Source organism: Saprospira sp. CCB-QB6 (assembly GCF_028464065.1).
Taxonomy (GTDB): domain Bacteria; phylum Bacteroidota; class Bacteroidia; order Chitinophagales; family Saprospiraceae; genus Saprospira.
In genome coordinates this window covers 3564876-3588246 of the sequence record NZ_CP116808.1, presented here as the reverse complement: position 1 = coordinate 3588246, position 23371 = coordinate 3564876, and the positions used below count along the sequence as shown (strand labels likewise).

Genomic DNA, 23371 nt, shown 5'->3' with positions numbered 1-23371 from the left:
GACCAAGCGGGCGCAGCCCGCGCAGGGCCGAGCGATGAGCGAGCCCCGAAACGTAGCGCCGCAAGGCGAAGCCGCAGCGGAGGCCCCTAAAAATGTCCTTAATCTTTACAAGCTTTTATTTTTTCTTCTAGACTAGCCTGACGTTCGGGTGCCAAATCGATCGCTTTTTTATAGGCTTTTTTGGCGGCCTTACAATTTCCTTGCGCAGCTAAATTTTCGGCTTGGATAGACCAGGCCTCCCAATCTAAGGGTAAAACTTCGAGCATAATGTTGCTGAGCGGCAAACTGGCCGCATAATTTTTTTGGCCAAAATGATAGCGCTCCAACCAATAGATATCGAGTAAATCCTCTTGACTCTCGTCTTTTTTATTTTTCCAATACCATTTTTCTAGGTTTTTAAGATCTCCCGCTTCGATTTTTTCGGCCAAATCATAAGCTAAATTTCGCTGCGGCTCCTCCAATTCCATTTTTGGATAAATGTAAGCCAAGGCAATATCATCGGCCAATTGCAAAGAATTGCTCAAAAGCACCACGCCCTTGCCATTGGTTTTATTATAGGCCATGATGCTAGAATAACTGCCCGTAAGGCCCGTATGCATGAGGATTTCCGTCTCTTTATCTGGACGATAAATGAACCAACCGCCTTTGTAATAAAGTTTTCCTTGGCCCAAATCATCAATGCCCGTGGGAATAGCATCCTCTACCCAACCGGGCTGAAAAAGGATGTTGTGTTTAATTTGGTAGTTCAAAAAAGCAGTTAAATCTTCTGTCGAGCTCCAAAGTCCACCCGCGTAACGACTAGGGCCAGAAAATTCCCAATTTCCACTCGGCACCCCCAAATTTCGAGGCGCTACGGCCGCATCTGTAGGCGTAAAATGTGTATTTTTCATCTTGGCTTTTTTGAAGGCCGATTGCAAGAGTGCTTCATAAGTTTGCCCGCTTTGCTGCTCGATAATTTGGCCCAAAATAGCATAGCCCCAATTGGAATAAGCCCATTGGCCCAGCTCAAAAGGCTCCCAAACGGCCAATTCTCGCCACATTTTTTCTTCGCTATAATCTTGATAGGGATTGGCCCAATTGGCTGGCGAAAAATCATGCGCCAATCGAGGCAAACCCGCCCGATGCTGCAATAAATCCAAAGGCCGAATTTCTTCCAAATAGGGATTGTCAACCGCTGGAAGTAGCTTAGACAAAGGCTGCCGAAGATTTTCGCCCAATAAATGCAGGGCCAATTCTGCCGTGAAGGTTTTGGTCAATGAGCCAATTTCATACAAACTTTTTTCACTGAGCTGATCGCCCCCAAAATTTCGATACGCAGGCGGCCCTTCTGGATACAATAACCCCAAGGAAATGGCCGGATTGATTTTTTCTTTTTGCCTCCGCTGAATTTCGGCTTCCAAAATTGCCTCTGCTTGCGCCCAAATTGAACCCGACAAGCCCAGGAACAAGAGTAATAAACTTAGTTTTTGCATGATCTATCTTTTTTTGTGCTCTAGAAAAATAAAACAAAAAAGCCAACTCCTTTTGAGAGTTGGCTTTTTTTTGGCGACTAGAAAAACTTGACTTAAATGTAGTCGTAAATTTGTTCTATCGTAACTTCTTCTGCTGGAATTTTAGTGACTTCAGAAACCACTCGGTCTTTTCCATCTTCTACTCTTTCCAAATCAGAAAATAGCTCGCCTTCTACATATTCTTTCTGCGTAAAACGAACGGCTACCTCTTCCTCATTATATTCCTGTGTCAACTCGATTTTGCTATCGGTCAACAAATATTCTACTTCATTATAAATGAGTTGGCCTTTTTCGTTGTACTTGGGCTGCTGCAAATCTGCCATTTGTAGGTCGGGCGCCTCCCCTTCTTCTTCCAACATTACATAATGCGCTACTTTTTTGGGCAAGTTGCTGCCTTCAGCATACTCAAAACGGTGTTCGCCTTCGAGTTCGTCACCAAAAAGCTCAGTAATTTTAAGCAAACGCTCGCCTTCCCAATCCAAAAGCACATAGCTAGTCGGCTCATCAGAAGGAAAAACTTCTTGCACCACTTTAACCAATTGGCCCACCTCATTATAAAAATAGCTGTCGGTATCTTTGCCGCCTTCTTGCAAATCAGAAAAAACAGACTGTACAATTTGGCCCGCTTCATTATAAGTAATCAACCAATGGCCAGCCTCTTCACCATCCTGCACATTAAGCACCTCATGTTGGTTGGCCGCAGGATAATCATGCTGATATTCTTCCATCAATTCATTATCTGGACCAAAATGGCGCACTACTTTGCTGCGACCTTCTTCATCATAAAGCACTTCTTCGCTCACAAATTCAATTTGTTGTTCCGCTCGCTGCATCCGCGTTTTTACCTGCAATTTTTTTGCATTTTGTTTCGGATTCTTAGGCATCAAGTCAATAGAACTAAATTCTTGCACCAAATAATTGGGATTCTTTTTTTCGCTGCTCATTTTCTAATATTAAAGATGATGATGATTTTTTTTGGGGCCTCCGCAGCAAGCTGCGGCGCTGCGTTTCGGGGCTCGCTGCTCGCTCGGCCCTGCAGTTTTTTCGCTTCGCTCAAAAACTTTGGTCTGGCCTTCGGCCACCCCTACACATCGCTAGGCCAAGGCTCGCTTCGCTCGCCTTCTGCTGCTTAAAGCGCAAAGGTAAAATAAGTTCTTAAACAATTTGCAATTCGCTGCGGCCTTCTCCTTTTTTCTGCAATTGAATTTGGCAGGGAATTCTTTCCTTGAGCAATTCCAAATGAGAAATCAACCCAATGCGCTTGCCTTCATGCTCCAAACGCTCCAATAACTGCAACGCAAAGCCCAGTGTTTCTTGATCTAAGGTCGCAAAACCTTCATCTATAAATAAAGATTGCATTTGTTGCTTGGCCGATAAATTAGAAAGGGCCAAGGCGAGCGCCAAACTACACAAAAAAGTTTCTCCACCAGAAAGTGTCGAAAGCGGCCGCTTGGCCCCCGCCTGAAAGGCATCAATCACGTTAATGTCTAAACTATCATAACTTTCTTTTTCCAATTCATAGCGATTCTGCGCAAAACTCTGCAAATGTTTGTTGGCATAATAAAGTAAGCGCTCTAAAGATATCGCATTAGCAATATCTCTAAACTTTTTGCCATCGGCACTACCAATTTCATTTTTGAGTAAAATCCAACGCTCAGTTTCTTTTTCCTGTTTTTTATGGGCCAATTGTATGCGCTTGGCTTTTTTCTCCTGCTCTTTTTGGCGATCCAAACGCTCTAGCTCTCTTCCTATTTCAGCCTGTTCTTCCTTACTTATTTTTTGCAAGGCCTCTTTTTGGGCCAAATAGTCCGCTAAGGGCGCCAAATTGGGCCAGTTTTCTGCTATGTTTTTTGCCTGCGCCTGCAATTGCCCCTCCCGATCATCTAAACGCAATTTTTCTTGGACCATTTTTTCTTTGGCCTCTACTATGCTTTGCGCTTTGGCTGCAGGCAATAAAGCCAAGGATAATTTTTCAAGGCTCTCAAAACCTAATTCCTCCGCCAACTGCTGCAATCTTATCCGCAAAGTTTTATCTTCCTCTAAATAATCCGCTAGTTGCTGCGCCAACTGCCGTAAACTTCCTTTCAAGGACTCTCTTTCGCTTTGCAAACGAGCCAAATCTTCTTGCCCTTTCTTCTCTGCTTTGCGCAATTGGGCCAGATTTTCCAAAAAAGTTTTGCGCGCTTGCTCCACAAGCAAATCGTCAAATTGCTCTTTTCGCCGCTTTTCTAAAACCGATAAAGCTTCACGATCAGCCAATTGTTTTTCTTTTTGCTCCGCCAATTCTTTTTGACAAAGCTGCAAATCTTTGCTCGCTTTTTCCCAATTCAATTGACTGATGGCCAAAGCTTGCTGAAGTGCCTGCGCCTGCTCCAACAATTGCTGATAATTTTTATAGTCCGCTTTGAGCGTAAGAATTTCTTGCGCTAGTTGCTTAGAATTGGCCAATTCTCTTCCCAATGGTGCTAAGACAAACTGCGCCTGCCCCAAAAGATTTTGATCCATTTCTAATTTGGCCACCAATTCAAGCTGAATTTCTTGCAACTGTTTTTCTAACTCCTCTTTTTGCGCCTGCTTTTCTGCATAACTAGTTGTTGTCGCCTTCTTTTTTTCAGCCAACACCGCCCACTTATGCTGAATATCTACTAATAGTTTGAGTTGCTTAGCTTTTTGCGCCTGCTCCTCGCCAAAAAGTTGATAAAGCTCTTGCAATTCCACCAAGCTTAAAGTTTTCAACTCTTTTTCGGCCCAACTTAAACGAGCTAGAGCATCCAGCTCTACCCATAATTGCTCTACAGATTCACTCCAATTTTCTTTTTCGCCCTCCAAACGCTTCAAGCGATCCACCAAAACGGAGCTTTTTTGCTGTAATTTCTGCTGGGCCGATTGAATTTCCTGTTGTTTGCTCTTGAGTTCCGCTAAACGTTGCTGTTCTTCCTGCAATTCTTTTTGCTTGCCTTCCTGATCAAAAGCTTCATGCGCATGCGGATGTTCAGTAGATCCACAAACTGTACAAGCTTTTCCCTCTTCCAAATATTGGCGATATTGAGCGGCCCCCATTTGTTGCTTGAGCAATTCACAAAGGCGCTCTTGGGAGGCAATATGTTTTTCTAAATCCCTCAAACGTTCTTTGTTTCGACCTTCCGTCTCTTGTAAAGGGAGCAATTCTTCTTCATTTTTTGTTCGCTCAGCCAAAGTTTTGGCTAAATTTTCCTCCGCTTGCTGAATTCCCTTGCGCAAATCAATATGTTTTTGCCAAGGCCCTTCAATTGCTTTCCCTTTTTCCAAAGCCGTTTCCAAAACAAGGAGTTGCGAAGCCAATTGGTCCAAATCCAATTGCTCTTTTTCCAAAGCTGCTGAAAGTGCGGCCTCTTCTTCCGCTTCTTTTTTGAGCTGCACTTCTACTCCTTTTAATTGCTGACCTAAGTTTTTTAACGCTTTGGTTTGCGTCTCCTCTTCTTTTCGTTGCGCCTTTCCTTCTCTATGCAATTGCTCAATCTCTACCGCTAAGCCCTGCAATTTTTCTATAATTTCTGGACTATCGGCCAATGCAGCCTGCTCTTTTTGGGCCGCTGCATTTTTTTCGACCTCAGTTTGCACCTTTTCTTTTTCTTTGGCCAATTTTTCTTGCTCTATTTGAGCCGCTTTTTCTTTGGCCAGTACTTTTTTTAGTCCGCTATCGGTTTCCGCCAATTTTTTTTGGGCAAACTCTATTTCTTGGTCCAAACGCTCACAAGCCTGCCATTGCGCTTGCAAATCATCTTGTTGCGCTTCTTGAACGGCTAATTTTTTGGTCAATTCTTTTAATTCCTCTTCGGCAGCCGCTAATTCTTTTTCTTGGCTCGCTAATTTTCTTTCGTCCGCAGCCTTTTGTTCTTTTAGCTTGCTTAATTCCACGCTCAATTGCGTCAATCGCTTCAATTCTCCCCCAGCTTTTTCTGCTTGCTGATGTTGGGCCAACAAAAAATGATCGGCGGTTTGGGCTGCCCAATTTTTTGCCCAATTTTCTTTTTGCCCAGCCAATTCGAGCAAACTTTTTTGGCCCTGCTCTTTTTGCTCGGCTAGTTTGAGCTCCGCCTCTATTTGATTGATTTTTTGCTGTCGCTGCTCTGCTTCTGCCTGTCGTTGGGCCAAAGAAGCTTGCAAAGCAGACAATTGCTCCGCCGATAATAAATCTACGGCCTGCAATTGCTTTTCTAAATCTTCCAGCTTTTCTTTTTCTTCTTTTGCTTTTCTAAAAGCCGCTTTAGAAATTTCGCTATACTGCTCTGCCGAAGTAATGCGCGCCAAAATATCTGAGCGATTTTCCTTATCGCGCAAAAAAGCAATAAAATCACCCTGGGCCAAAAGCACAGAGCGACAAAAGCCATCAAAACTGAGCCCATCCAAAAGTTCCTCTATTTTTTTATAGAAAGCTCTTTTTTTGCTGGCTAAAATCGGCTGTTCTTTTTCCGAAATAATTTGCACCAATTGTTGTTTGGCCTGATCCAGATTTCCATTTCGATTGATGCGAATGCTCCATTCTGCTCGATAAATTCCGCCCTTCACCTCAAACTCTAAAGCGGCCAAAGCATTTTTTTGCCCTTTAGAAATCATATTGCTCTCTTTTCCGTGGTCGCTGCCCTGACTGCCACTAAAACGCGCCGCTTTTCCATAAAGCGCCAAAGTCATGGCATCTAGCAAAGTTGTTTTTCCCGAACCTGTTGGCCCAGCAATTAAAAAAAGACTGTGCTCTTTTAAGGGGGCCGCCTCAAAATCAATGCAGATAGGCGTTTCGGCTTGTAAAGAGTTTATATTTTGGATATAGAGTTTTCGGATCTTCATGCAAAACTTGGCTAAATAAAATAGAATGCTCCAAGTTACGGACTTTCAGTTGTGCAGAAAAACTGTGCTTGCATTAAAAGACTTTGTTTTTGAGAAGTTTTTTTTGGGGCTGCCCTTCACTTCGTTCAGGTCGGGCTGTTTCGCAGCTCGCAGGTCTGCTCGGCCCTGCGTTTTTTTTCGCTGCGCTCAAAAAAACTGGGTCTGGCCTGCGGCCACTGCTGTCCATCCCTCAGCCGCTCATCCATTTTTTTTCTTTGGGCTTTTTTCTTCGGCAGTTTTGCTGTTGTTTTTTTTGGACCAGTGGGTTAAAACCCACAGCAAAAAAGAAAGCCATTCTACATCCAAAAAAATGAGCCGATGGTTTTAACCATCGGCTCATAAAAAATATTGATTGTAGCTGAGGATTTTAATCCTCGGCTACTTTTTTTGTGCTGTTTTATGCTAGTTGCTGTAGGTTTCAACCTACAGGGCCAATTAGTTTTTTTCAGCCTAAAATTATTCATCAGATTTAAGTCGGCTTTTTTCCCAAGAGAAATTTTCCTCCTTGTTTTTTTATGGAGGCTTTTAAGCCTCCATTTTAAATGCAATGCCTTTTTTTGTCTGGCTGTAGGTTTCAACCTACAGACCACCGCAGTTTTTTTGCCGAAGAAAAAATTCTGCTGTTTTTAACCCAATTGCTAATTGAGAGCCGCTATTTGAAAGGGAATTTTAACCGCCGAAGAAAAAAGTCTAGAGAAAAAAAGACAGATGAGCGGCCTAGCGATGTGCAGCAGTGGCCGTCAGGCCAGACCAAGCAAAAAACTTGTTTTTTTGCGCAGGGCCGAGCGAATAGCGAGCTGCGGAACGTAGCGCCCGCCGAAGGCGGGAGGCCCCAAAACAGCAGCCAGCAGCGACAACAAGCCCTTTAGGGCACAGTTCGACGACGGAAAGGAGTAACGCCAAAAAAATAATCCTCAAAAAACTTATCTTCGCAAAAACAGAAAAAATGAAGCGATTAGAAGCTGCGCTAAAAGCTAGAGTAGATTTTCCAGCAAGTGATTTGGCGCGACTCAAAGAAGAGTTTGTAGAAAAAAAATTGCCCAAAGGAGAATTACTTCTTCCGATGGGCAAGGTTTGTCGCTCGCTTTTTTTTATTGAAGAGGGCTTGGCCCGCAGTTTTTATTATGGCGATTCGGGTAGTGATGTTAGTTTGTGGTTTTTTAGGGAAGGCGAATTTTTGACCAATAGCGAAAGTTTTTTCCAGCAAAAGCCTTCTATATATAATATAGAATTGTTGGAAGATGCCCGCTTGTATGAAATTTCGCATCAGCGTTTGGAGCAACTCTTTGAAGAATTGCATTTAATTGAGCGCTTTGGCCGATTGCTAGCAATTGAAATGCTGGGCGAAATGATTCAGCGTTGGCATGCTATGCAATTTAAATCGGCCAAAGAGCGCTACGATTTTATGTTGGAACGTTATCCTGATCTATTTCAGCGCTTGCGCCTAGGCGATATTGCTAGTTTTTTAGGGATTCGGCCTGAAACTTTGAGTCGGATTCGGGCAAAGCATTAAGTTTTCTTCTGCGCAAAAGGGTTTTTATTTGTACCACTACAAAAAGTAAAACGAAAGCCGAAAGCGCTAAAAATTGTAGCTGTTTGATTTCGGGCTCAATTTGCGAAAGCTCTGCGCCATAGTAACTCAATTTTCGAATGCCTTCAATAAAAGGAGTTAGGGGAATATAATTGGCGGCCTCGGCCAAAAGTGGAGGCATGCCCGAACGCGGCCAACTAAATCCACTCAAAACAAAGGCGGGAGTAGAAATGACCATCAATAATTCGGTGGCCGTTAATTGGCTGGGCAAAACAATCGAAAATAATAAACCGATAAAAGTAGCGGCCAAAGAAAAATAAAAAACCAAAGGCAGCAATTTATCTAAGGGCATCAAAAATTCGATCTGAAAATATTGGAAGCCCCAATACATCAAGGCATAATTGACGGGCAGAAAAATGGCGATGGGCAAAATTTTCAGCAATAAACTATAGCCTGCAAAAGGAGAAGCCTTGGCCAAGCGACTAAAATGGCCATCTTCAAAATCTCGAGCAAAACTAATGGCCATGGCCAAAAAGATCACTTGTTGTAGGATGGCCGCCAACAAACCAGGCAACATATAATATAAATAGCTGCCACTACTATTATATAACTTGTGAAAACTAATTTGAAAAGCTTCATAAGCTGCGGCAGCCTGAGGAGGCGACATCCCTTGTTTTTTTAGGCCTTCAATTTCAAAGCCCGCATTTAAACTGGCCAAAACCAATTGCAAATTTCTGCTGGCGAGGTTGGCTTCCAACAAATTAACCATGTTGAGATCTACACGAACCTCTGGATGACGCTTTTGTAAAATATCGGCCTCAAAATCTTGGGGGATTTGCACCACCGCCATAAATTCTTCTTCCAACATTTTTTCTTTTAAATATTGTACCTCGCCCAATACTTCGGCCACTTTTAGACTTGGATTATCGGAAAGGGCATCGATTAAGAGAGCCGAAGAAGGCGTTTGATCGGCATCCACCACCAAAATGGGCAAGTCTTGCAATTGTGCTTTGCGATAAACGGCCTGAAATAAAAGGCCATAAAAAACAGGCGCCATAAAAAAGATGGCCACAATGACACGGTTGCTCAAAAAACGCTTAAACTCTAGGCCTAGCAATTGAAAAAACTCTTTCATTTCTCTTATTTTTTTGTAGCCTCAGCAAGCAGCAAAACAGTTGCATTTACATATTGCGGACTTTTTGTTTTTTGAATGGGCCAAAGTTGAAGCTCGTATAAATTTTCGGCCAATTCGTAGTTGGGTGCCGCAGAACTTTGGCTGGCATAACGGGCCAATTGTTTGATGCGGCGCAATTCGCAGGGAATTTCTTCTTTGGTGTAAGGATTTTGAACATTTATTTTTTGTCCTTCCTCAAAGTTGTAAATTTCAGATTCGGCAATGCTGAAGCGGAAATACATGCTTTCTGTTTTGTAGCCATAAAAAAGGCTGTAGCCGGGGCCAAGGAGTTCGCCTTCTTCTAGCGAAATGGTTTCGATTCTAAAATTGGCGGGCGAAATGATATAAATTTCTTCTTGGGCCACTTCTAATTCTTGTTTGGCCGCCTGCGCTCTGGCCAATTGTCCCTGCGCTTGTTGTACTAATTCGCTGCGACTTCCTTTTTCTACTTCTTTTCGCTTTTCTTTTAAAGCCGCTAGTTGTGCTTGAGCCAATTCTACTTTCATGGCCACTTCTTCATAAGATTGCGTAGAGAGTAATGAATCGGCATGCAAAGCCGCCAATCTTTTTTCAGAAGCTTGTGCAAAAGCGAGTTGTGCTTTGGCAGCTTCAATTTTTTGTTCCAATTGCGCTCTTTGTTCGCTAGTTGCACCATTTTTTGCCATCTCTAATTGTCCAGAGGCCGCTAAAATAGCACCTTCGGCCTGCGCCATCTTTGCAGCGATCTCTGGAATATCGAGTCGGGCTAAAGTGTCGCCTTTTTGGACCAGCTGTCCTTCTTTGACATAAATTTTAGCCAAGCGGCCGGCAATCTTCGAGCTAACGCCCAAGGTTTTATATTTTACTTTTCCCTGAGGAAATTGAATTTTTTGTGGCTGTTCTTCTGTCTGGCAACTAAAAAGGAGAAGGGGCAGAAGGCCCAAAATAAATAGTCGTTTCATTTGATTATTGTTGTTCGATGGTCTTAATTAACTGTCCTTTTGCTTGAATGAGGGCCAAATAGGCGCGTCTTGCTTGATATTTGGTTTGGGCCAAGGAAAAAGAAATTTGTTCAATATCTTTTAGGGCCGCCAAAGGCTCTCGCAAATCCGTCAATCCATTTTGATATTGTTCTTGCACTAGCGCATAATGTTCTTCGGCCAATTTTTTCTCAGCTTCTTGCAGTTCAATTTTTTCTTGGGCCAAATCCCAATCCGCCTGCGCTTTGGTCTCGGCCAAAAGCAATTGTTCTTCTACTTCTCGGATTTTTTCTTTGACTTTTTGTTGCTCTAAAGCTTTTTCCTCTGCTTTGAGATGACCTTGTCGGCCATCGAAGAGCTTCCAATTTACACCCAATGCGATATAGGCTTTGGGATCGAGCAGCGATAAATCCTGCTGCAAAATTTCATAATGTCCTTTGAGGGCTACTTTGGGAATAAAACTTTGGCGTTCCATTTTTTCTTGGGCTTCCAAAGCATTTTGTGCGGCTTCTAAGGCGCTTAATTCTACTCTTCTTTCGCTGGACCAGTTTTTTTCTGCGGGCAAAGCCAATTGAGGTTGCAAATTGGCCAATTCTTCTGCGGGCAGTTGCGATTGTTGTGCTAAAAGGGCCAAAACAATTTTCTTCTTGCTTTTTTGCTCTTCTACTTTGAGGGCCAGTTGTTTTTTGGCCAGTTCAATTTTTTTGCGATCAATCGGAATCGCCAAACCGTTAGCAATGGCTTTTTCTACAAAATTTTCTTGCTGGGCCAAATAATCACCTGTTTGCGACAATACTTTTTCTGCGGCCAACAACAAACCCAACTGATCGTAAGTTTGCAACAAATTATTAAAGAGCGTTTCTTTTTGCATTTGTTTTTGGGCCAATTGCATTTCACCTTTGGCTTGCAAAGCTTTTCGGCCCTGTTTAATTTTTCCGCCACTATATAATAGCCAATTCATGTCAGCGGAGGCTTTCAAAATATTTCGCTCCAAAATGGGCGGAATTTCAGAAAGTGGTACTTGTTCGGGCAAAGCCGCATTAAATGGAATACCCAAAGCTTCTTTGGCCAACAAACGTTGGCTGCCCATCAACAAACTTTCCATATCGCTATCAAAACGAAGGTCTTCGCCCAAGCGCGTATAACTTGCATTGAGTTCAAAATTGGGCAAAAAGCGATAGCGCAGCGCTTTATCTTGCAATAAAATTTGCTCTTGGGTCAAATCAAAACTTTTTAGGCCTGCATCTCGCTTTGCAGTCGCCTCCCAAAGTCCCCAAAATTCTTGTGGAATAAATTCTTGGGCCTTTATTGGTAGTGCGCCCAGAAAAAGAAAAAAGGAAATCATCAATTTCTTCATGCCAGATCTATTTTTGTCTAGCTCAAAGGTCCTCTTTTCAATTTTTTTCTCTCTTGACCTAGATCAAGAAATCTATAGGCCGCATTTTTTTGCTTTTTTTAAGCGATTTTTTTTGGCCTCCCGCCTTTGGCGGGCGGTTACTCCCTTCGGTCGTCGAACTGCGCCCTAAAGGGCTTGTTGTCGTTTCGCAGCTCGCTGTTACTTGCTTCGCTGCGTCGGCTCCCGTTGGTCGGGTCGCTCGGCCCTGTGCAAAAAAACAAGTTTTTTGCTTGGTCTGGCCTGACGGCCACTGCTGCACATCGCTAGGCCGCTCTACTTAATTTTTTCAGGCAACCTTTTTTCTTCGGCGGTTTGGCTCTTGTTTTTTTTTGGACCAGTGGGTTAAAACCCACTGCAAAACAGAAAGCCATTCTACATCCAAAAAAATGAGCCGATGGTTAAAACCATCGGCCCATGAAAAATATTGATTGTAGCTGAGGATTTTAATCCTCGGCTACTTTTTTTCTGCTGTTTTGTACCTCTTGCTGTAGGTTTCAACCTACAGACCACTGCAGTTTTTTCTCAGCAGAAAAAATTCTGTTGTTTTTAACCCAATTGCTAATTGAAAGCCGCTATTTGAAAGGGGGATTTAAGGGCCGAAGAGAAAAGACCAGAGAAAAAACTAAAGTTGTGCGGCCTAGCGATGCGGCGGGGGGGCCGCAGGCCAGACCTAGTTTTTTGAGCGCAGCGAAAAAAACGCAGGGCCGAGCGAACAGCGAGCCCCAAAGCGTAGCGCCGCAAGGCGAAGCCGCAGCGGAGGCCCCAAAAACAAAACAATTGGAAAAGAAAAATAAAAAGCCCTAAATTGGGTCGTGGACTCATTTGATGCGTTCCGAGATAAAAATACGAGACATGAAAACACTGACCTACCCTTTGTGGAGTTATAGTTTGGCGGATGGTTCTCAGATGGGCTTTATTTTGGGCCAAAATCATTTGCCGTTGATTGAAAAGGATTTAAAAAGTTTGAAGACGGCTTTTGTGCAGCTTTTGCAGAAGCAGTATAAAAAATATGGGCATTATCCGCCTCAAAGTTTGGAGCAGTTTAAGAAAAAGCGCTTTGATATTGAGTTTCGGCCCAGTTATCAGTTGGGGGAGCATAATTTTCCGGTAGAGCAAAGTTTAAAAATTCCGATTTGGACCGTTTATGGGCCTAGCTCGAATGGTTATGCTTATGAGTGTCAGTTGCCTGATCTTTTTGAATCTTTTCGCTATCAGGATAGTAATAGTTTGCCTTCTTTGTTACAATATTATTGTAGCAACTTGCTCAATCAGTATCAGCCAAAAAGTATTTTTCGTTTGATGAATCGTTCGGAGCCGCAATTAAGTGAATTGCAGTTGCGAATTAAGGAAGTAGAAGAGCGTAGTTCTTTTGGGCAAGCTTGGCAACAGGGGCCACAATTAAAAGAATTGCCGGCTTTGGCTGAATTATATCCGCCCAAACAGGCTGATCTTCGCAAAAAGCGTTTGCCAGAACAAGCTTGGGAGCGAGAAGAGGTAGTGCAGCAACTCATTGATAAAATTCTGAATAAAAGGGCCAATATTTTATTGGTGGGTCCGCCTTCTTCGGGTAAAACAGTGGTATTACAAGAAGCTTTGCGAAAAATCCAGAAAGTGAGTCAGATGGGCTTACAATTTTGGCGCATCAATAGTCAGCGAATAACGGCGCAGGCCAAATATTTGGGTGAATGGCAACAGAAAGTAGAAAGTTTGGTGGAAGAGCTGCAATCGGTGCAGGGTGTACTTTGGGTCAATGACTGCATTCGTTTGTTACAAATTGGTGGTGAGGGCGCCGAGGATAGTTTGGCAGCCTTTATGAGTGGATTTATTGCGGAAGGTAAATTGCAATTGATTGGGGAATTGACGCCCAAAGAATTGGAGAGTTTGCGTCAAAAACTGCCTAGTTTTGTTCAGCATTTTCAGATTGTTCAGCTCAATCAGTTGGATGAAATGGCCGTCTTTAGAATTTTGGAGCGTTTTGCCCAATATGCAGAGCAGCAATTCAAGCAAAGCATACAGGCCGATGCTTGGCAATTGGCTTACCGTCTTTTAGATCGTTATTATCCTTATGAACATTTTCCGGGCAAAGCCCTTCGTTTTTTGGATAAAGTCATGCAAAGTCATAAAAATCTTCCTACAATAGACAGTAAAGCTGTTTTAGAAAGCTTTAGTAAGCAGACGGGCTTACCAGAAATATTTTTGCGGGATGATATTTTGTTGCAGCCTCAAGAGCTGCAAGATTATTTTTCTAGTCGCTTAATTGGGCAAAGTCCAGCAGTGGAAGCCCTTTGTAACTTGGTTAAAATCTTTAAGGTGGGGCTTAATAACCCCAGCAAACCCATTGGCAGTTTACTTTTTGCTGGACCAACGGGCGTTGGAAAGACGGCTGCGGCTAAATTACTTGCTCAATACTTTTTTGGACAAGGGCAACAAAAAAGCCCCTTGATTCGGATTGACATGAGTGAATTCCAACATCCGGCGCAAATTGAACGTTTTATTGGTGCGGCAGGTCGACCAGGCAAATTGGTACAAGCTGTTCGAGAGCGTCCTTTTGCCTTATTACTTTTAGATGAGGTAGAAAAAGCACATCCTGCTATTTTTGATAGTTTGTTGAGCTTATTGGATGAAGGCCGTTTTGTAGATGCCTTTGGCCGAGTGACTAATTTTAAAAACTGTATCATTATTATGACCTCTAATTTGGGGGCCAGCAACCAAAGTCGGATTGGTTATGGGCAGAATGAGCAGCAAAATTATGAATCGGCGATTTATAAATTCTTCCGTCCTGAATTTATTAACCGTTTGGACCAAATTGTTTTTTTCAAAGCCTTAGAAGAAAGCGATATTCGCCAAATTTTAGACATAGAGCTAAATCAACTTTCTAAAAGAGAAGGCTTTAAGAAAAGGGAGTTAGAATTGGATTTTGGCCCCGCGCTTAAAGAACTATTGGTTCAAAAAGGGTTTGATAAACGATATGGTGCTCGACCACTACAACGCTGCCTAGAAAGAGAACTAATTGCTCCCCTAGCCAATTGGTTACTTCAAAAAGATGTTGCAGTTCAAAAACAAAAGTTGTACATTGACTATGTAGCAAATGAGCTTAAAATTGAGCTTATCTAGTACAAGATACTCCCTTCATAAAACTCTAAATACTTATTATGAAAGATAACGAATGGAACAATGGCGATGGTCCTGGCCCCCCCATGCAACCTGGAGATGCCAATGGTGGTGGACTAGAACCTCCCAAGCAAAGAGAAATCAATGAGAATGAATTACCTGCTGGAGAAGACGGTCCTTTTAGTTACTTCAAATTAAACGGCTATCATTTTCATAATATTGAGGAATTACTGAATGAAGAAAAAGACCGCAATAACTATGAAAATGGCGATCGTTATATTGGCGAGCTGCTCGATGGTTGGCGTGAAGGAATAGGTAAATATTATTATGCTAGTGACAGTAGTGTCTATTTTGGAGAATGGAGTCGTGGTAGCCGACATGGCCATGGCATATTTGTTTGGGCTGATGATGAATATTACGATGGCGATTGGGTCTTTGGAAAAATGCATGGCCAAGGTAATTATTTCTATAAAAATGGCGATACCTACAAAGGCAGTTGGGTCAATGACCTCAAACAAGGCCATGGAGAATATGTCTATGCCACCACAGGGAGCCGCTATTTAGGCGACTGGCTAGGCGATAGCCGAACCGGAATTGGTACTTTTTGGTGGGCCAGCAATGATCGCTACGAAGGGCAATGGGCCGATAGTAAAATGAATGGCTTTGGCAAATACTTCTATGCCAACGGAGACATCTTTGAAGGCAATTGGCTACATGACAAACGCAATGGTTATGGAACTTATAACTATAATAATGGCGATCGTTATGAAGGCAATTGGATCCATGGAAAACGAACAGGTTTTGGAAAATATTTTTATCTTGACGGCAGCTACTACGAGGGCTTTTTTAGAGATAATGAATTCCATGGCCGAGGAAAATATATTTCTAGCCGTGGAGAAGTAGAAGAGGGCATTTGGGACCGAGGTTCTTTGGTCCATGCAGAATAAGCCTGATTTCAGGCGTTTATCATGAAATTAAAAAAGGTCCTCTCTTGGACCTTTTTTTTGTATTTACCTATATAAGTATCATGGATTATATTTGGCTGTTACAAATCGGGTTTATGGACGTTACCCTATGGGATTTAGTCGATATCCTTGTCGTGGGCTATCTCCTTTTCCAGATTTACAAATTGCTTAAAGGCAGTTTAGGCTTTAATATTTTTCTGGGACTCGTATTCGTCTACATCCTCTGGTGGCTGGTTTCGGCCTTGGGCATGCCCCTACTTAGCAGTATTTTAGGTCAATTTGTTAGTGTTGGAATGATTGCGCTGCTCATTCTTTTTCAACCCGAAGTAAGACGATTTCTTCTCTTTTTGGGCCAAGGTTATCTTCAAGGCCAATTTATCGAGCGACTGTTAGGCAAAAAACCTGGCGCCCATGAAGATACACAGCTCGAACTTATTATCCGCGAAATTACTCGAGCCACCGAAGAAATGGCCCAAGAAAAAACAGGTGCCCTTATCCTCATCAATACAGGGGCCAGCCTCGATGGCTACTATAGTTCGGGCGTAATGCTCGGCGCAAAAATTAGTAGCCAATTACTACTCAGCATTTTCAATAAATACAGCCCCTTACATGATGGGGCAACCATTATTTCGGGCCAAGAAGTTATTGCCGCGAGCTGCGTGCTTCCCGTTTCCGACCGCCCAGGCATTCCCCAATCTTTAGGCCTTCGCCACCGTGCAGCAATTGGAATTACCGAAGAAACGCCCGTTTTAGCCTTCATTGTCTCTGAAGAAACAGGTCATATTTCCTATGCCCGCCAAGGCAATATTCAACGCAATATCTCCGCCGATGATATGCACAAATTATTGCGGAAAGTAATGCGCTAGTTTTTCTTTTTTTGGGCTTCCCCGCCCTACGCCCTTCCATAAAAAATGACCTCCGTCTCTAAAAAATAGATTAAAAGCAGGCTGCTAGTTGGCCAGCCTAGACAAAAGCAGTATTTTAGCTAATGACATCATTTTAAGCAAGCTGCTTTTATACAAAGCCGCTAAATCTTGCTATTAAACTTGGGCCTAGGTCCTTCTTCTAAAACACTAGGACCAAAAAACGACATGATGCTTATATTTCAACCTGTTCCTTCTTCTACTTGAAGTTAACTTATGCAAGATATATATCAAACAAGACTCAGAATTCTACAAGGCGCTATTATTTTGGCCGCCCTAGCCCTCTTGTTTAAATGTTTTCAAATTCAAATTGTAGATACCTCTTATCAACAACAACAGAGCTACCGTCAAGCCCTAACGCTTTACCCATCCAGGGGCTTACTCTATGATCGCAATGACAGTTTGCTCATTTACAATTTGCCCACCTACGACATTTTAGCCACCTACGAAACTGTTCGTCGAGCCAATATTGACACAGCCCTTTTTTGTAAATTATTGGGTATTGATACGGCTACTTTTGTCAAAAATATGGAGAAAAACTGGAAAGATCGCCGATTCTCCAAACGAAAGCCGATTACCTTCATGAGCCGTTTAAGAGCAGATAGTTTAGCTATCCTCCAAGAACATCTCTACAATTTTCCAGGTTTTGAACTCCACAGCCGTAACAGCCGAGGATATCCTGTAACTGTTGGGGCTCATGCTTTAGGCTATATTTCTGAAGTAAATTCAGAACAGATTGAAGCCTCCGCTGGTGTCTATAAAAGTGGGGATTATATTGGCATTTCAGGTTTAGAACAAGCTTATGAGGCACAACTTAGAGGAACCAAAGGGAAAAAACAAGTTCTCAAAGACAAATGGGGGAAAATTAAAGGCAGTTATAAGGAAGGAAGTCAAGATGTTCCTGCTATTTCGGGTTGCGATCTTATTACTTCTATTGATTTGAACTTACAACGCTATGCAGAAGAACTCATGCAAAATAAAAGGGGGGCCGTAGTTGTTCTGCAACCCTCTACAGGAGAAATTCTAGCCATGGTTAGCGCCCCTAACTACAATCCTCAATTACTTACTGTTGACCAAGATCGACAGAAGGCCTACTTAGAATTAGTTCGTGACTCTAGCCGCCCCCTCTTTAACAGAGCCTTGCAAGCTAAATACCCTCCAGGATCTATTTTCAAACCTGTTTTAGCCGCAATCGCTTTGCAAGAAGGGGTTTTGCAACCCGACCGAGGAATGGGCTGCGCTGGAGGCTTCGTTATGGGAAGTTTGCGCGTAGGTTGTCACGGACATGCCCCCACTCATGATGTCGGGGCCGCTATTCAATATTCTTGCAACAACTATTTTTGCCAAGCTTACCGAGAAATGGTCAACCTCTATGGCTATGATTTTCCAGCCAAAGGAATGCAACTACTTAGCGAACATCTCGAAGCCTTTGGCTTGGGCCGAAAACTAGGTATTGATGTAGGTGGTGAAGCAAGCGGAAATATCCCTACTGTAGATTATTTTAATCGCCGATACGGAGAAGGCCGCTGGCGCTTTTCTCATTCCGTTTCTATCGGTATCGGCCAAGGAGAACTTGAAGTTACCCCCTTACAAATGGCCAATATGGCCGCCATCATTGCCAATCGTGGCTATTATTATACGCCCCATTTTGCTAAAGAACTCAAAGGCGATAGCACCAACGCCTTGGCCAAGTTTAAACAAAAGCATTATACAAAAGTCCACCCCAGACATTTTGAGGCCGTTATCGATGGAATGCGCCGAGTCATCCTCTCGGGTACAGGCCGCCGCGCACATATCGAAGATATTGCCGTTTGTGGTAAAACAGGAACTGTAGAAAATGTGCACGGAAAAGACCACTCTACCTTTATCGCTTTTGCCCCTATGGAAAAACCCGAAATTGTGGTCGCCGTTTATGTAGAAAATGGAGGGTTTGGCTCTACCTATGGTGGACCAATCGCTTCTCTTATTATTGAAAAACACCTTAGAGGCCATATCGAAAGCCCTCAGCGCCAACTCTTGGAGAAAATGATGCTAGAGGCCGATTTGGTTTCTTCTCCCAATATTCCTTAATGATGTCTAGCCAAGAACAACCCTTTTTGTTTAGTTATCCCTGCAGCTCCTCCCCTGCCGAAAAAGTGGCCATTTCTTCCGAAAATATTGCCCCTTTTTTGCGCCTCTTACAAGCCTCTAAAGCAGAAGCTTTTTGGGCCATAGAACAAGGCAGCTTTCCTCAACAAAAAATGCAAGAAGAACTCTGCCAACTCGCCCAAAGCCTCATTCGCCCCCGCCAACTTGCCTTAGAATTACTCGATCAGGCCTTTACTTTTCTACGCAAAGAAATATTTGGCTGCTGGGAGCTCCCTCAAAGTCACTATTTGGCCGTTTTGCGCCCTATGCTAGCCGCCCAATACCTTTTAACCCAAAACAGCAGTTTACCCAGCCAAAGTTGGAACAATTTGCTTCCCCTCTTAAGCACAACTTGGCAACAAAAGGCCCAACAACTATTGGCCAATCCTGATAAAATGACCAGCATTAGCGGCGAATGGCTGAATTTCTTTGAGGACCAACACAAGGCGCTCTACACCCTAGCCGAAAATTATCCCTCTGCCCCTAAAGTAGAGCATGAAGAAAAAATAGAGACTTTTTTGCAAAAATTTGCATTGTCCTAATTTCCCAATAAGTCGACTTATTTTTTGGGGCCTGCCGCCTGCGGCGGCCGGGCTGTTTCGCAGCTCGCTGTTCGCTCGGTCCTTCGGCGCTTTCAGCGCCTTGGTCTGGCCTGCGGCCACTGCTGCCCATCCCTAGGCCTGCGGCCCTTCGGGCCTGCTAGCTGTGGCTGCAGGTTAAAACCAGCAGCCATACAACAACCCCATTCTACATCTATAGTGCGGAGAGGATTAAAATCCTCTACCGCTTTGAACAAGGATTATTTTTTCTTCGGTTGTTTGATTTTATTTTTGTCTCCCCTATAAATTTCATAGGAACCCTAGGGCCAAGGCCCTAGGCTATCGAAAAAATCGTCATCCCCTCATTCGAGGGGATTTTTTCATATTGTTTGGCGGTTGTTTTTTGAACCTGTGGGTTGAAACCCACAGCAACGAAAGAGGCCATACTAAGCACGATAAAATGAGCCGATGGTTGAAACCATCGGCCCATAATGAGTTATAATAAACAGCAAAGAAGGGCTAAAATGTTTATTTGTGGAGGGTTTCAACCCTCCATTAAACACAAAAATGCATTCGTTAATTGGCTGTAGGTTTCAACCTACAGTCCATGGCCGAAGGCCAAACGGCCTAGCGATGTGCAGGGGTGGCCGAAGGCCAGACCAAGCGGGCGCAGCCCGCGCAGGGCCGAGCGAGCAGCGAGCCCCGAAACGTAGCGCCCGCCGAAGGCGGGAGGCCCCAACTGCAAATCAATTTAGATAGGGCTATTGGTATAGATAAGCACGGCCTTGTTGCATAAATCTAATAAATTAAAAACCAGCTAATTACAAAAAACCTTGCGAATTAGGCATAAAAAAAGGGACAAGCCCCGTAGATTTAAGTTTTTTCGACGAACAATAAAACCTCGAGCTGTCCCATGACAAATCTAAAAAAAACATACAGAATTACGCACTAACCAACAGATTTTATACGGCCCAAGGTAAGTTTCTTTTTAATGTTTGGTTCCCGCCTTTGGCAAGCAAAAACCTCATAGCTAAGCCTTCAAAACGCGGCAGACCTAAAACAATTTCTGATGAATTTATTCGCTATTTATTCCGTTTAAAAGTGCTTTTTTCTTTTGGATATCGACAATTAGAAGGTATTCTAAAATGCGTTATTTCCAAATATAATTTGGATGCTAAGCCCATATCTTTTACTCAAATATATCGTAGAGTCAAGAAACTAAAACTGAATATTAAGTCTAAAAAGAGGACTAAAGAAAGATCGGTAGCAATAGATAGTACAGGACTAAAAACAAAAGGACAGGGAGAATGGTTAAGAAAAAAATACTTGGAAAAGCAGCGCTCTAGCTGGATTAAAGTACATTTAGCAGTGGATGATAAAACAGGAGAAATATTATCTGTAGAGATTACCACAGAGCGAAAAACCGATGCTTCTCAACTCCCCAAAATGATGAAAAAAATGAAATCCTTGAATATCCGCCAAGTTTATGCAGATGGCGCCTATGACCAAATAAAATGTCGGGAAGCAATTTGTAAGGCTGGAGCGGTACCGTTTATTCCCCCACGTAAAAATGCTCGCCTAAAAAAAGGAAAAGATGGAGAGCTGGTTGACAGTTATCGCAATGATGATATTTTATATATCTGGGAGTTGGGAGCTACTGCTTGGAAACAAGATTTAGGCTATCATCGTCGAAATTTAAGCGAAACTGCAATGATGCGACTCAAGCACTTTTTCTCTGAACGGCTCTCTTCGCTCAGCTTTAAAATGCAGAAGCAAGAAGTCCTGATGCGTATTCAAATTTTAAATGAGCTTAATGCTGTCAAGTTGGAAGTTGTTACTAATCAGTAAGTTACGATTTATACAACAAGGCCGATAAGCACCTAAGACTATCGAATTTGATAATACAACTCCTTCCCGTAATAATAAGAACTATAAATAATTTGATCAAACATATTCTTCTCTAATCCTTGGATTTTTTTTCTAACTGAATTAGTAGAAGTTTGAAAAAAAATATTTCCCACCCCTTTCAACATTCTTATATTTAGTAGCGATGACTTATTCTTCAGAAAATCGTTTTTTGTAACAAAAATAAAGAGTGTTTTAAGCCCTTTCATTTTCTTCATAATGTCTAAATTAGTTGCTGTAATATCGCCTAAATTTAACTTTATATAATTGATATCATCTAATTCCAAAATTACAGGAGAAAATTGTTTCACCCCTCTTAAGTTTAACCCTGTTACAGATACTCTTTTACTCAATAACAACTTTGAAGTTATACTGTCTTCTAGATCTAGTTTACAACCATCAATGTATATAGAATCTTTATAGTTCAAAGTATTGAAGTAAATGGTTTTATCTGTATTTAAATACAGTGCTTTAAGTGAAGGAGATATTTTATCTAAGTTGATCATTTTTATATTATCTCCTCCTACAGCTATTTCGTAAATATTTGGCAATCTTACTAAATATTGAAATGTGGAATTTTTTACATGTTGATTGTGCATCAATAGATTGGTCCATGAATTATTAACTATCAACCATTCTTCAATGCTTTTTCGATTTTTAAACTTCCAAGAAGTTTCAAAAAGCTTTATTCCTTTTGAAGAAAAACATTTAGGTATTTTATAACGTACTTCAGCTCTATCGGTAAATTCCCCTAATGATAATGTATCTAAATTCTTAAACTCGCACAAAAACTTTTTAAGTTGTCTAAATGATGCCACATCGATATGTAGTGATGAGACATCTTGATGTTTTTCTACAACTTCTGAAATGAACTTACATTCACCGAACATAAAAGAAACCTTTGAATAATAGTTTGTATCATTAGATATCATCTTTAACGACATTTCAGGAGTTACAACTAACTCTTGTCCTCTTAAAACAAAAGGGACAGACATCAAAAAAACTAAAAGAAACTTCATATTTATATTTTTAAGGTCCAAGCCTTCGATTTAAAACTGTTTGATTATTGATATTTACGCTATCAAATAGCTTAGTCCCTTCATAAGTAGAATGGTAATATTGACGAAAAGCGTAATCTAATCCTAAAACCTGCTCCCCATTGCCTGTATGCTACAAATACGGAAGCTTTTTTCGTAAAGAAAAAGCTGACTATTATAAGCGATAGCTCTCCTTCAAAATAAATTTAATATTTTCAATTTTGGTCCCGCAGTTGAAGCAACAGCTATCCTCTAACTCAGATTGTTGTAGCAAAAAAGCGCTTTTATTTTCAATGCCTAGTTTCACATCAAAAGAAGAAACCTCTCCTCCATATATTTCTGAGCTACATTCTTCACACCTTCGTTTGACAGGGTTGAATCGAAATAATTTATTACTTTTTTTATATAAAAAAATTGGGTACAATGATTTTGCTTCATCCTTAAACTCTGAAAACCTTATTTCTATATCATTGGCATCAATAAGTAATTTCAAATCTTTTTCATACCTTTTTATTAGTCTTTCTGCCCCTTTTCCTTTGGCAAGGCAGAAAAAAACATCTAATTCAGCTTTACCTTTTATCAGATAAGTTTCTGTCCCAAAATATAAACCACTAATAAATAAAGACTTATTCATAAAACTTCTTTTCTATTAGGATCTGGCCTAGCTCTTCCATTCGTAGCTAATGATCTCTTTAGCTAATGAAAAGCTGAAGGACTAAAACAACTTAGTCCCTCTCCCAATACTCATTTCGCAAAAACTGATTTAATTCATCATAAAGCATCAAAAAGCGAGTTGGAATATGCTCTAGATTAACCTCTTCTTCCAAAAAGTAATTTTCTACAAAAATGTGCTGCTTATCCGCTACTTCAATCAGGGCGTAACGAGCCCCATAATTTGAGGGGGCTGCTGCTTTTTCTTGCGGCTTCAAAGATAGACTTTTTTCTAATTTTAGCTTTTCCCAAAAGCCTCGATAGCTAAATTTATCCAACTTAAAACAAGCTTTCTGCTGCAAATAAAGCTGACGCAAACGATAAGTTTGCTCATCTGCATAACTAGCTACTAAACGGCCTTTCTCGCTTTTTTCTTTTTCTTCCAAATAATAACAACAGCAGCTGCTATCCGACTTTTGCAGGTAGCAAACTCGCCGAGTAGACAAATGAGTCTCATAAAAAATTAAGACAGCTTCTGTCCCTATTGGCACAGGAATTACTGCATCAATGATTCTTTGGTCTATTTCTTTTAGTTCCGATAATTGATTAACCTCTGAACGACAAGCAAGGAGCAACAGCCAAGCACAAGCACAAAGCAAAAAACGCATACCTTATTTTT

17 protein-coding genes are annotated in these 23371 nt (G+C 41.8%); 8 read left to right on the top strand and 9 right to left on the bottom strand.

What is annotated here, in order from left to right:
* Positions 1 to 98: 98 nt before the first annotated feature.
* The 3 genes from PPO43_RS13735 to PPO43_RS13725 form a co-directional block, all read right to left on the bottom strand.
* Entirely contained in the window at positions 99 to 1472 is a 1374-nt protein-coding gene (locus PPO43_RS13735; protein WP_272618742.1) for a serine hydrolase domain-containing protein, read from the bottom strand.
* A gap of 92 nt (positions 1473 to 1564) precedes the next feature.
* Positions 1565 to 2455: a hypothetical protein gene (locus tag PPO43_RS13730; protein WP_272618740.1), complete on the bottom strand. Its 891-nt coding sequence runs from the start codon at positions 2453 to 2455 to the stop codon at positions 1565 to 1567.
* Between the two features lie 211 nt (positions 2456 to 2666).
* Positions 2667 to 6335 (bottom strand): AAA family ATPase, encoded by a 3669-nt coding sequence (locus PPO43_RS13725; RefSeq protein ID WP_272618738.1) that lies wholly within the window; start codon positions 6333 to 6335, stop codon positions 2667 to 2669.
* A gap of 25 nt (positions 6336 to 6360) precedes the next feature.
* Here PPO43_RS13725 and PPO43_RS13720 point away from each other — a divergent pair, with 25 nt between their 5' ends.
* Together PPO43_RS13720 and PPO43_RS13715 are read left to right on the top strand one after the other, a co-directional pair.
* The gene (locus PPO43_RS13720) at positions 6361 to 6702 is read left to right on the top strand and encodes a hypothetical protein (RefSeq protein ID WP_272618736.1); all 342 of its coding nucleotides are present in this window, start codon (positions 6361 to 6363) and stop codon (positions 6700 to 6702) included.
* Positions 6703 to 7320: 618 nt separating this feature from the next.
* Complete coding sequence (locus PPO43_RS13715; protein ID WP_272618734.1) at positions 7321 to 7887, top strand: Crp/Fnr family transcriptional regulator; 567 nt, start codon at positions 7321 to 7323, stop codon at positions 7885 to 7887.
* Here the strand turns inward: PPO43_RS13715 and PPO43_RS13710 are convergent.
* From PPO43_RS13710 to PPO43_RS13700, 3 genes are read right to left on the bottom strand one after another with little or no spacing between them, the layout of a single operon-like run.
* Positions 7832 to 9040: an ABC transporter permease gene (locus PPO43_RS13710; protein WP_272618732.1), complete on the bottom strand. Its 1209-nt coding sequence runs from the start codon at positions 9038 to 9040 to the stop codon at positions 7832 to 7834. The genes PPO43_RS13715 and PPO43_RS13710 overlap by 56 nt on opposite strands.
* Before the next feature lie 5 nt (positions 9041 to 9045).
* Positions 9046 to 10020, bottom strand: a complete 975-nt coding sequence (locus tag PPO43_RS13705; RefSeq protein WP_272618730.1) for an HlyD family secretion protein — start codon at positions 10018 to 10020, stop codon at positions 9046 to 9048.
* Between the two features lie 4 nt (positions 10021 to 10024).
* Positions 10025 to 11395, bottom strand: a complete 1371-nt coding sequence (locus tag PPO43_RS13700; RefSeq protein WP_272618728.1) for a TolC family protein — start codon at positions 11393 to 11395, stop codon at positions 10025 to 10027.
* A gap of 891 nt (positions 11396 to 12286) precedes the next feature.
* Between PPO43_RS13700 and PPO43_RS13695 the strand changes: the two genes are divergently transcribed.
* The 6 genes from PPO43_RS13695 to PPO43_RS13670 all read left to right on the top strand — a co-directional run bounded on the left by PPO43_RS13695 (position 12287) and on the right by PPO43_RS13670 (position 20947).
* Entirely contained in the window at positions 12287 to 14548 is a 2262-nt protein-coding gene (locus tag PPO43_RS13695) for an AAA family ATPase (protein ID WP_272618726.1), read from the top strand.
* A gap of 38 nt (positions 14549 to 14586) precedes the next feature.
* Positions 14587 to 15492 carry a phosphatidylinositol-4-phosphate 5-kinase gene (locus PPO43_RS13690; protein WP_272618723.1) on the top strand — a complete coding sequence of 302 codons (906 nt, stop codon included), beginning with the start codon at positions 14587 to 14589 and terminating at the stop codon, positions 15490 to 15492.
* 113 nt (positions 15493 to 15605) lie between these two features.
* Positions 15606 to 16376: a diadenylate cyclase CdaA gene (gene cdaA, locus PPO43_RS13685; protein ID WP_272618721.1), complete on the top strand. Its 771-nt coding sequence runs from the start codon at positions 15606 to 15608 to the stop codon at positions 16374 to 16376.
* Between the two features lie 273 nt (positions 16377 to 16649).
* Positions 16650 to 18503 (top strand): penicillin-binding protein 2, encoded by a 1854-nt coding sequence (mrdA, locus tag PPO43_RS13680; protein WP_272618719.1) that lies wholly within the window; start codon positions 16650 to 16652, stop codon positions 18501 to 18503.
* A complete protein-coding gene (locus PPO43_RS13675) occupies positions 18503 to 19102 on the top strand; it encodes a hypothetical protein (RefSeq protein ID WP_272618718.1) in 600 nt (199 codons plus the stop codon). The genes mrdA and PPO43_RS13675 overlap by 1 nt, the downstream gene beginning before the upstream one ends.
* Before the next feature lie 903 nt (positions 19103 to 20005).
* Positions 20006 to 20947 carry an IS5 family transposase gene (locus tag PPO43_RS13670; protein ID WP_336298920.1) on the top strand — a complete coding sequence of 314 codons (942 nt, stop codon included), beginning with the start codon at positions 20006 to 20008 and terminating at the stop codon, positions 20945 to 20947.
* Positions 20948 to 20985: 38 nt separating this feature from the next.
* Here PPO43_RS13670 and PPO43_RS13665 read toward each other — a convergent pair whose 3' ends face one another.
* From PPO43_RS13665 to PPO43_RS13655, 3 genes are all read right to left on the bottom strand, one after another.
* A complete protein-coding gene (locus tag PPO43_RS13665) occupies positions 20986 to 22023 on the bottom strand; it encodes a hypothetical protein (protein WP_272618717.1) in 1038 nt (345 codons plus the stop codon).
* Between the two features lie 193 nt (positions 22024 to 22216).
* Positions 22217 to 22675, bottom strand: coding sequence for a hypothetical protein (locus tag PPO43_RS13660; protein WP_272618715.1), 459 nt, complete (start codon positions 22673 to 22675; stop codon positions 22217 to 22219).
* A gap of 91 nt (positions 22676 to 22766) precedes the next feature.
* A complete protein-coding gene (locus tag PPO43_RS13655; RefSeq protein ID WP_272618714.1) occupies positions 22767 to 23360 on the bottom strand; it encodes a hypothetical protein in 594 nt (197 codons plus the stop codon).
* Between the last annotated feature and the right edge of the window lie 11 nt (positions 23361 to 23371).

Excerpts from the sequence above, each read along its gene's own strand:
- PPO43_RS13700 (WP_272618728.1), bottom strand. The coding sequence starts at position 11,395 with ATGAAGAAATTGATGATTTCCTTTTTTCTTTTTCTGGGCGCACTACCA.
- PPO43_RS13720 (WP_272618736.1), top strand. The coding sequence starts at position 6,361 with ATGCTCCAAGTTACGGACTTTCAGTTGTGCAGAAAAACTGTGCTTGCA.
- PPO43_RS13690 (WP_272618723.1), top strand. The coding sequence starts at position 14,587 with ATGAAAGATAACGAATGGAACAATGGCGATGGTCCTGGCCCCCCCATG.
- PPO43_RS13710 (WP_272618732.1), bottom strand. The coding sequence starts at position 9,040 with ATGAAAGAGTTTTTTCAATTGCTAGGCCTAGAGTTTAAGCGTTTTTTG.
- PPO43_RS13660 (WP_272618715.1), bottom strand. The coding sequence starts at position 22,675 with ATGAATAAGTCTTTATTTATTAGTGGTTTATATTTTGGGACAGAAACT.
- PPO43_RS13675 (WP_272618718.1), top strand. The coding sequence starts at position 18,503 with ATGATGTCTAGCCAAGAACAACCCTTTTTGTTTAGTTATCCCTGCAGC.
- PPO43_RS13715 (WP_272618734.1), top strand. The coding sequence starts at position 7,321 with ATGAAGCGATTAGAAGCTGCGCTAAAAGCTAGAGTAGATTTTCCAGCA.
- PPO43_RS13705 (WP_272618730.1), bottom strand. The coding sequence starts at position 10,020 with ATGAAACGACTATTTATTTTGGGCCTTCTGCCCCTTCTCCTTTTTAGT.
- cdaA (WP_272618721.1), top strand. The coding sequence starts at position 15,606 with ATGGACGTTACCCTATGGGATTTAGTCGATATCCTTGTCGTGGGCTAT.
- PPO43_RS13655 (WP_272618714.1), bottom strand. The coding sequence starts at position 23,360 with ATGCGTTTTTTGCTTTGTGCTTGTGCTTGGCTGTTGCTCCTTGCTTGT.
- PPO43_RS13695 (WP_272618726.1), top strand. The coding sequence starts at position 12,287 with ATGAAAACACTGACCTACCCTTTGTGGAGTTATAGTTTGGCGGATGGT.
- PPO43_RS13665 (WP_272618717.1), bottom strand. The coding sequence starts at position 22,023 with ATGAAGTTTCTTTTAGTTTTTTTGATGTCTGTCCCTTTTGTTTTAAGA.
- mrdA (WP_272618719.1), top strand. The coding sequence starts at position 16,650 with ATGCAAGATATATATCAAACAAGACTCAGAATTCTACAAGGCGCTATT.
- PPO43_RS13730 (WP_272618740.1), bottom strand. The coding sequence starts at position 2,455 with ATGAGCAGCGAAAAAAAGAATCCCAATTATTTGGTGCAAGAATTTAGT.
- PPO43_RS13735 (WP_272618742.1), bottom strand. The coding sequence starts at position 1,472 with ATGCAAAAACTAAGTTTATTACTCTTGTTCCTGGGCTTGTCGGGTTCA.
- PPO43_RS13725 (WP_272618738.1), bottom strand. The coding sequence starts at position 6,335 with ATGAAGATCCGAAAACTCTATATCCAAAATATAAACTCTTTACAAGCC.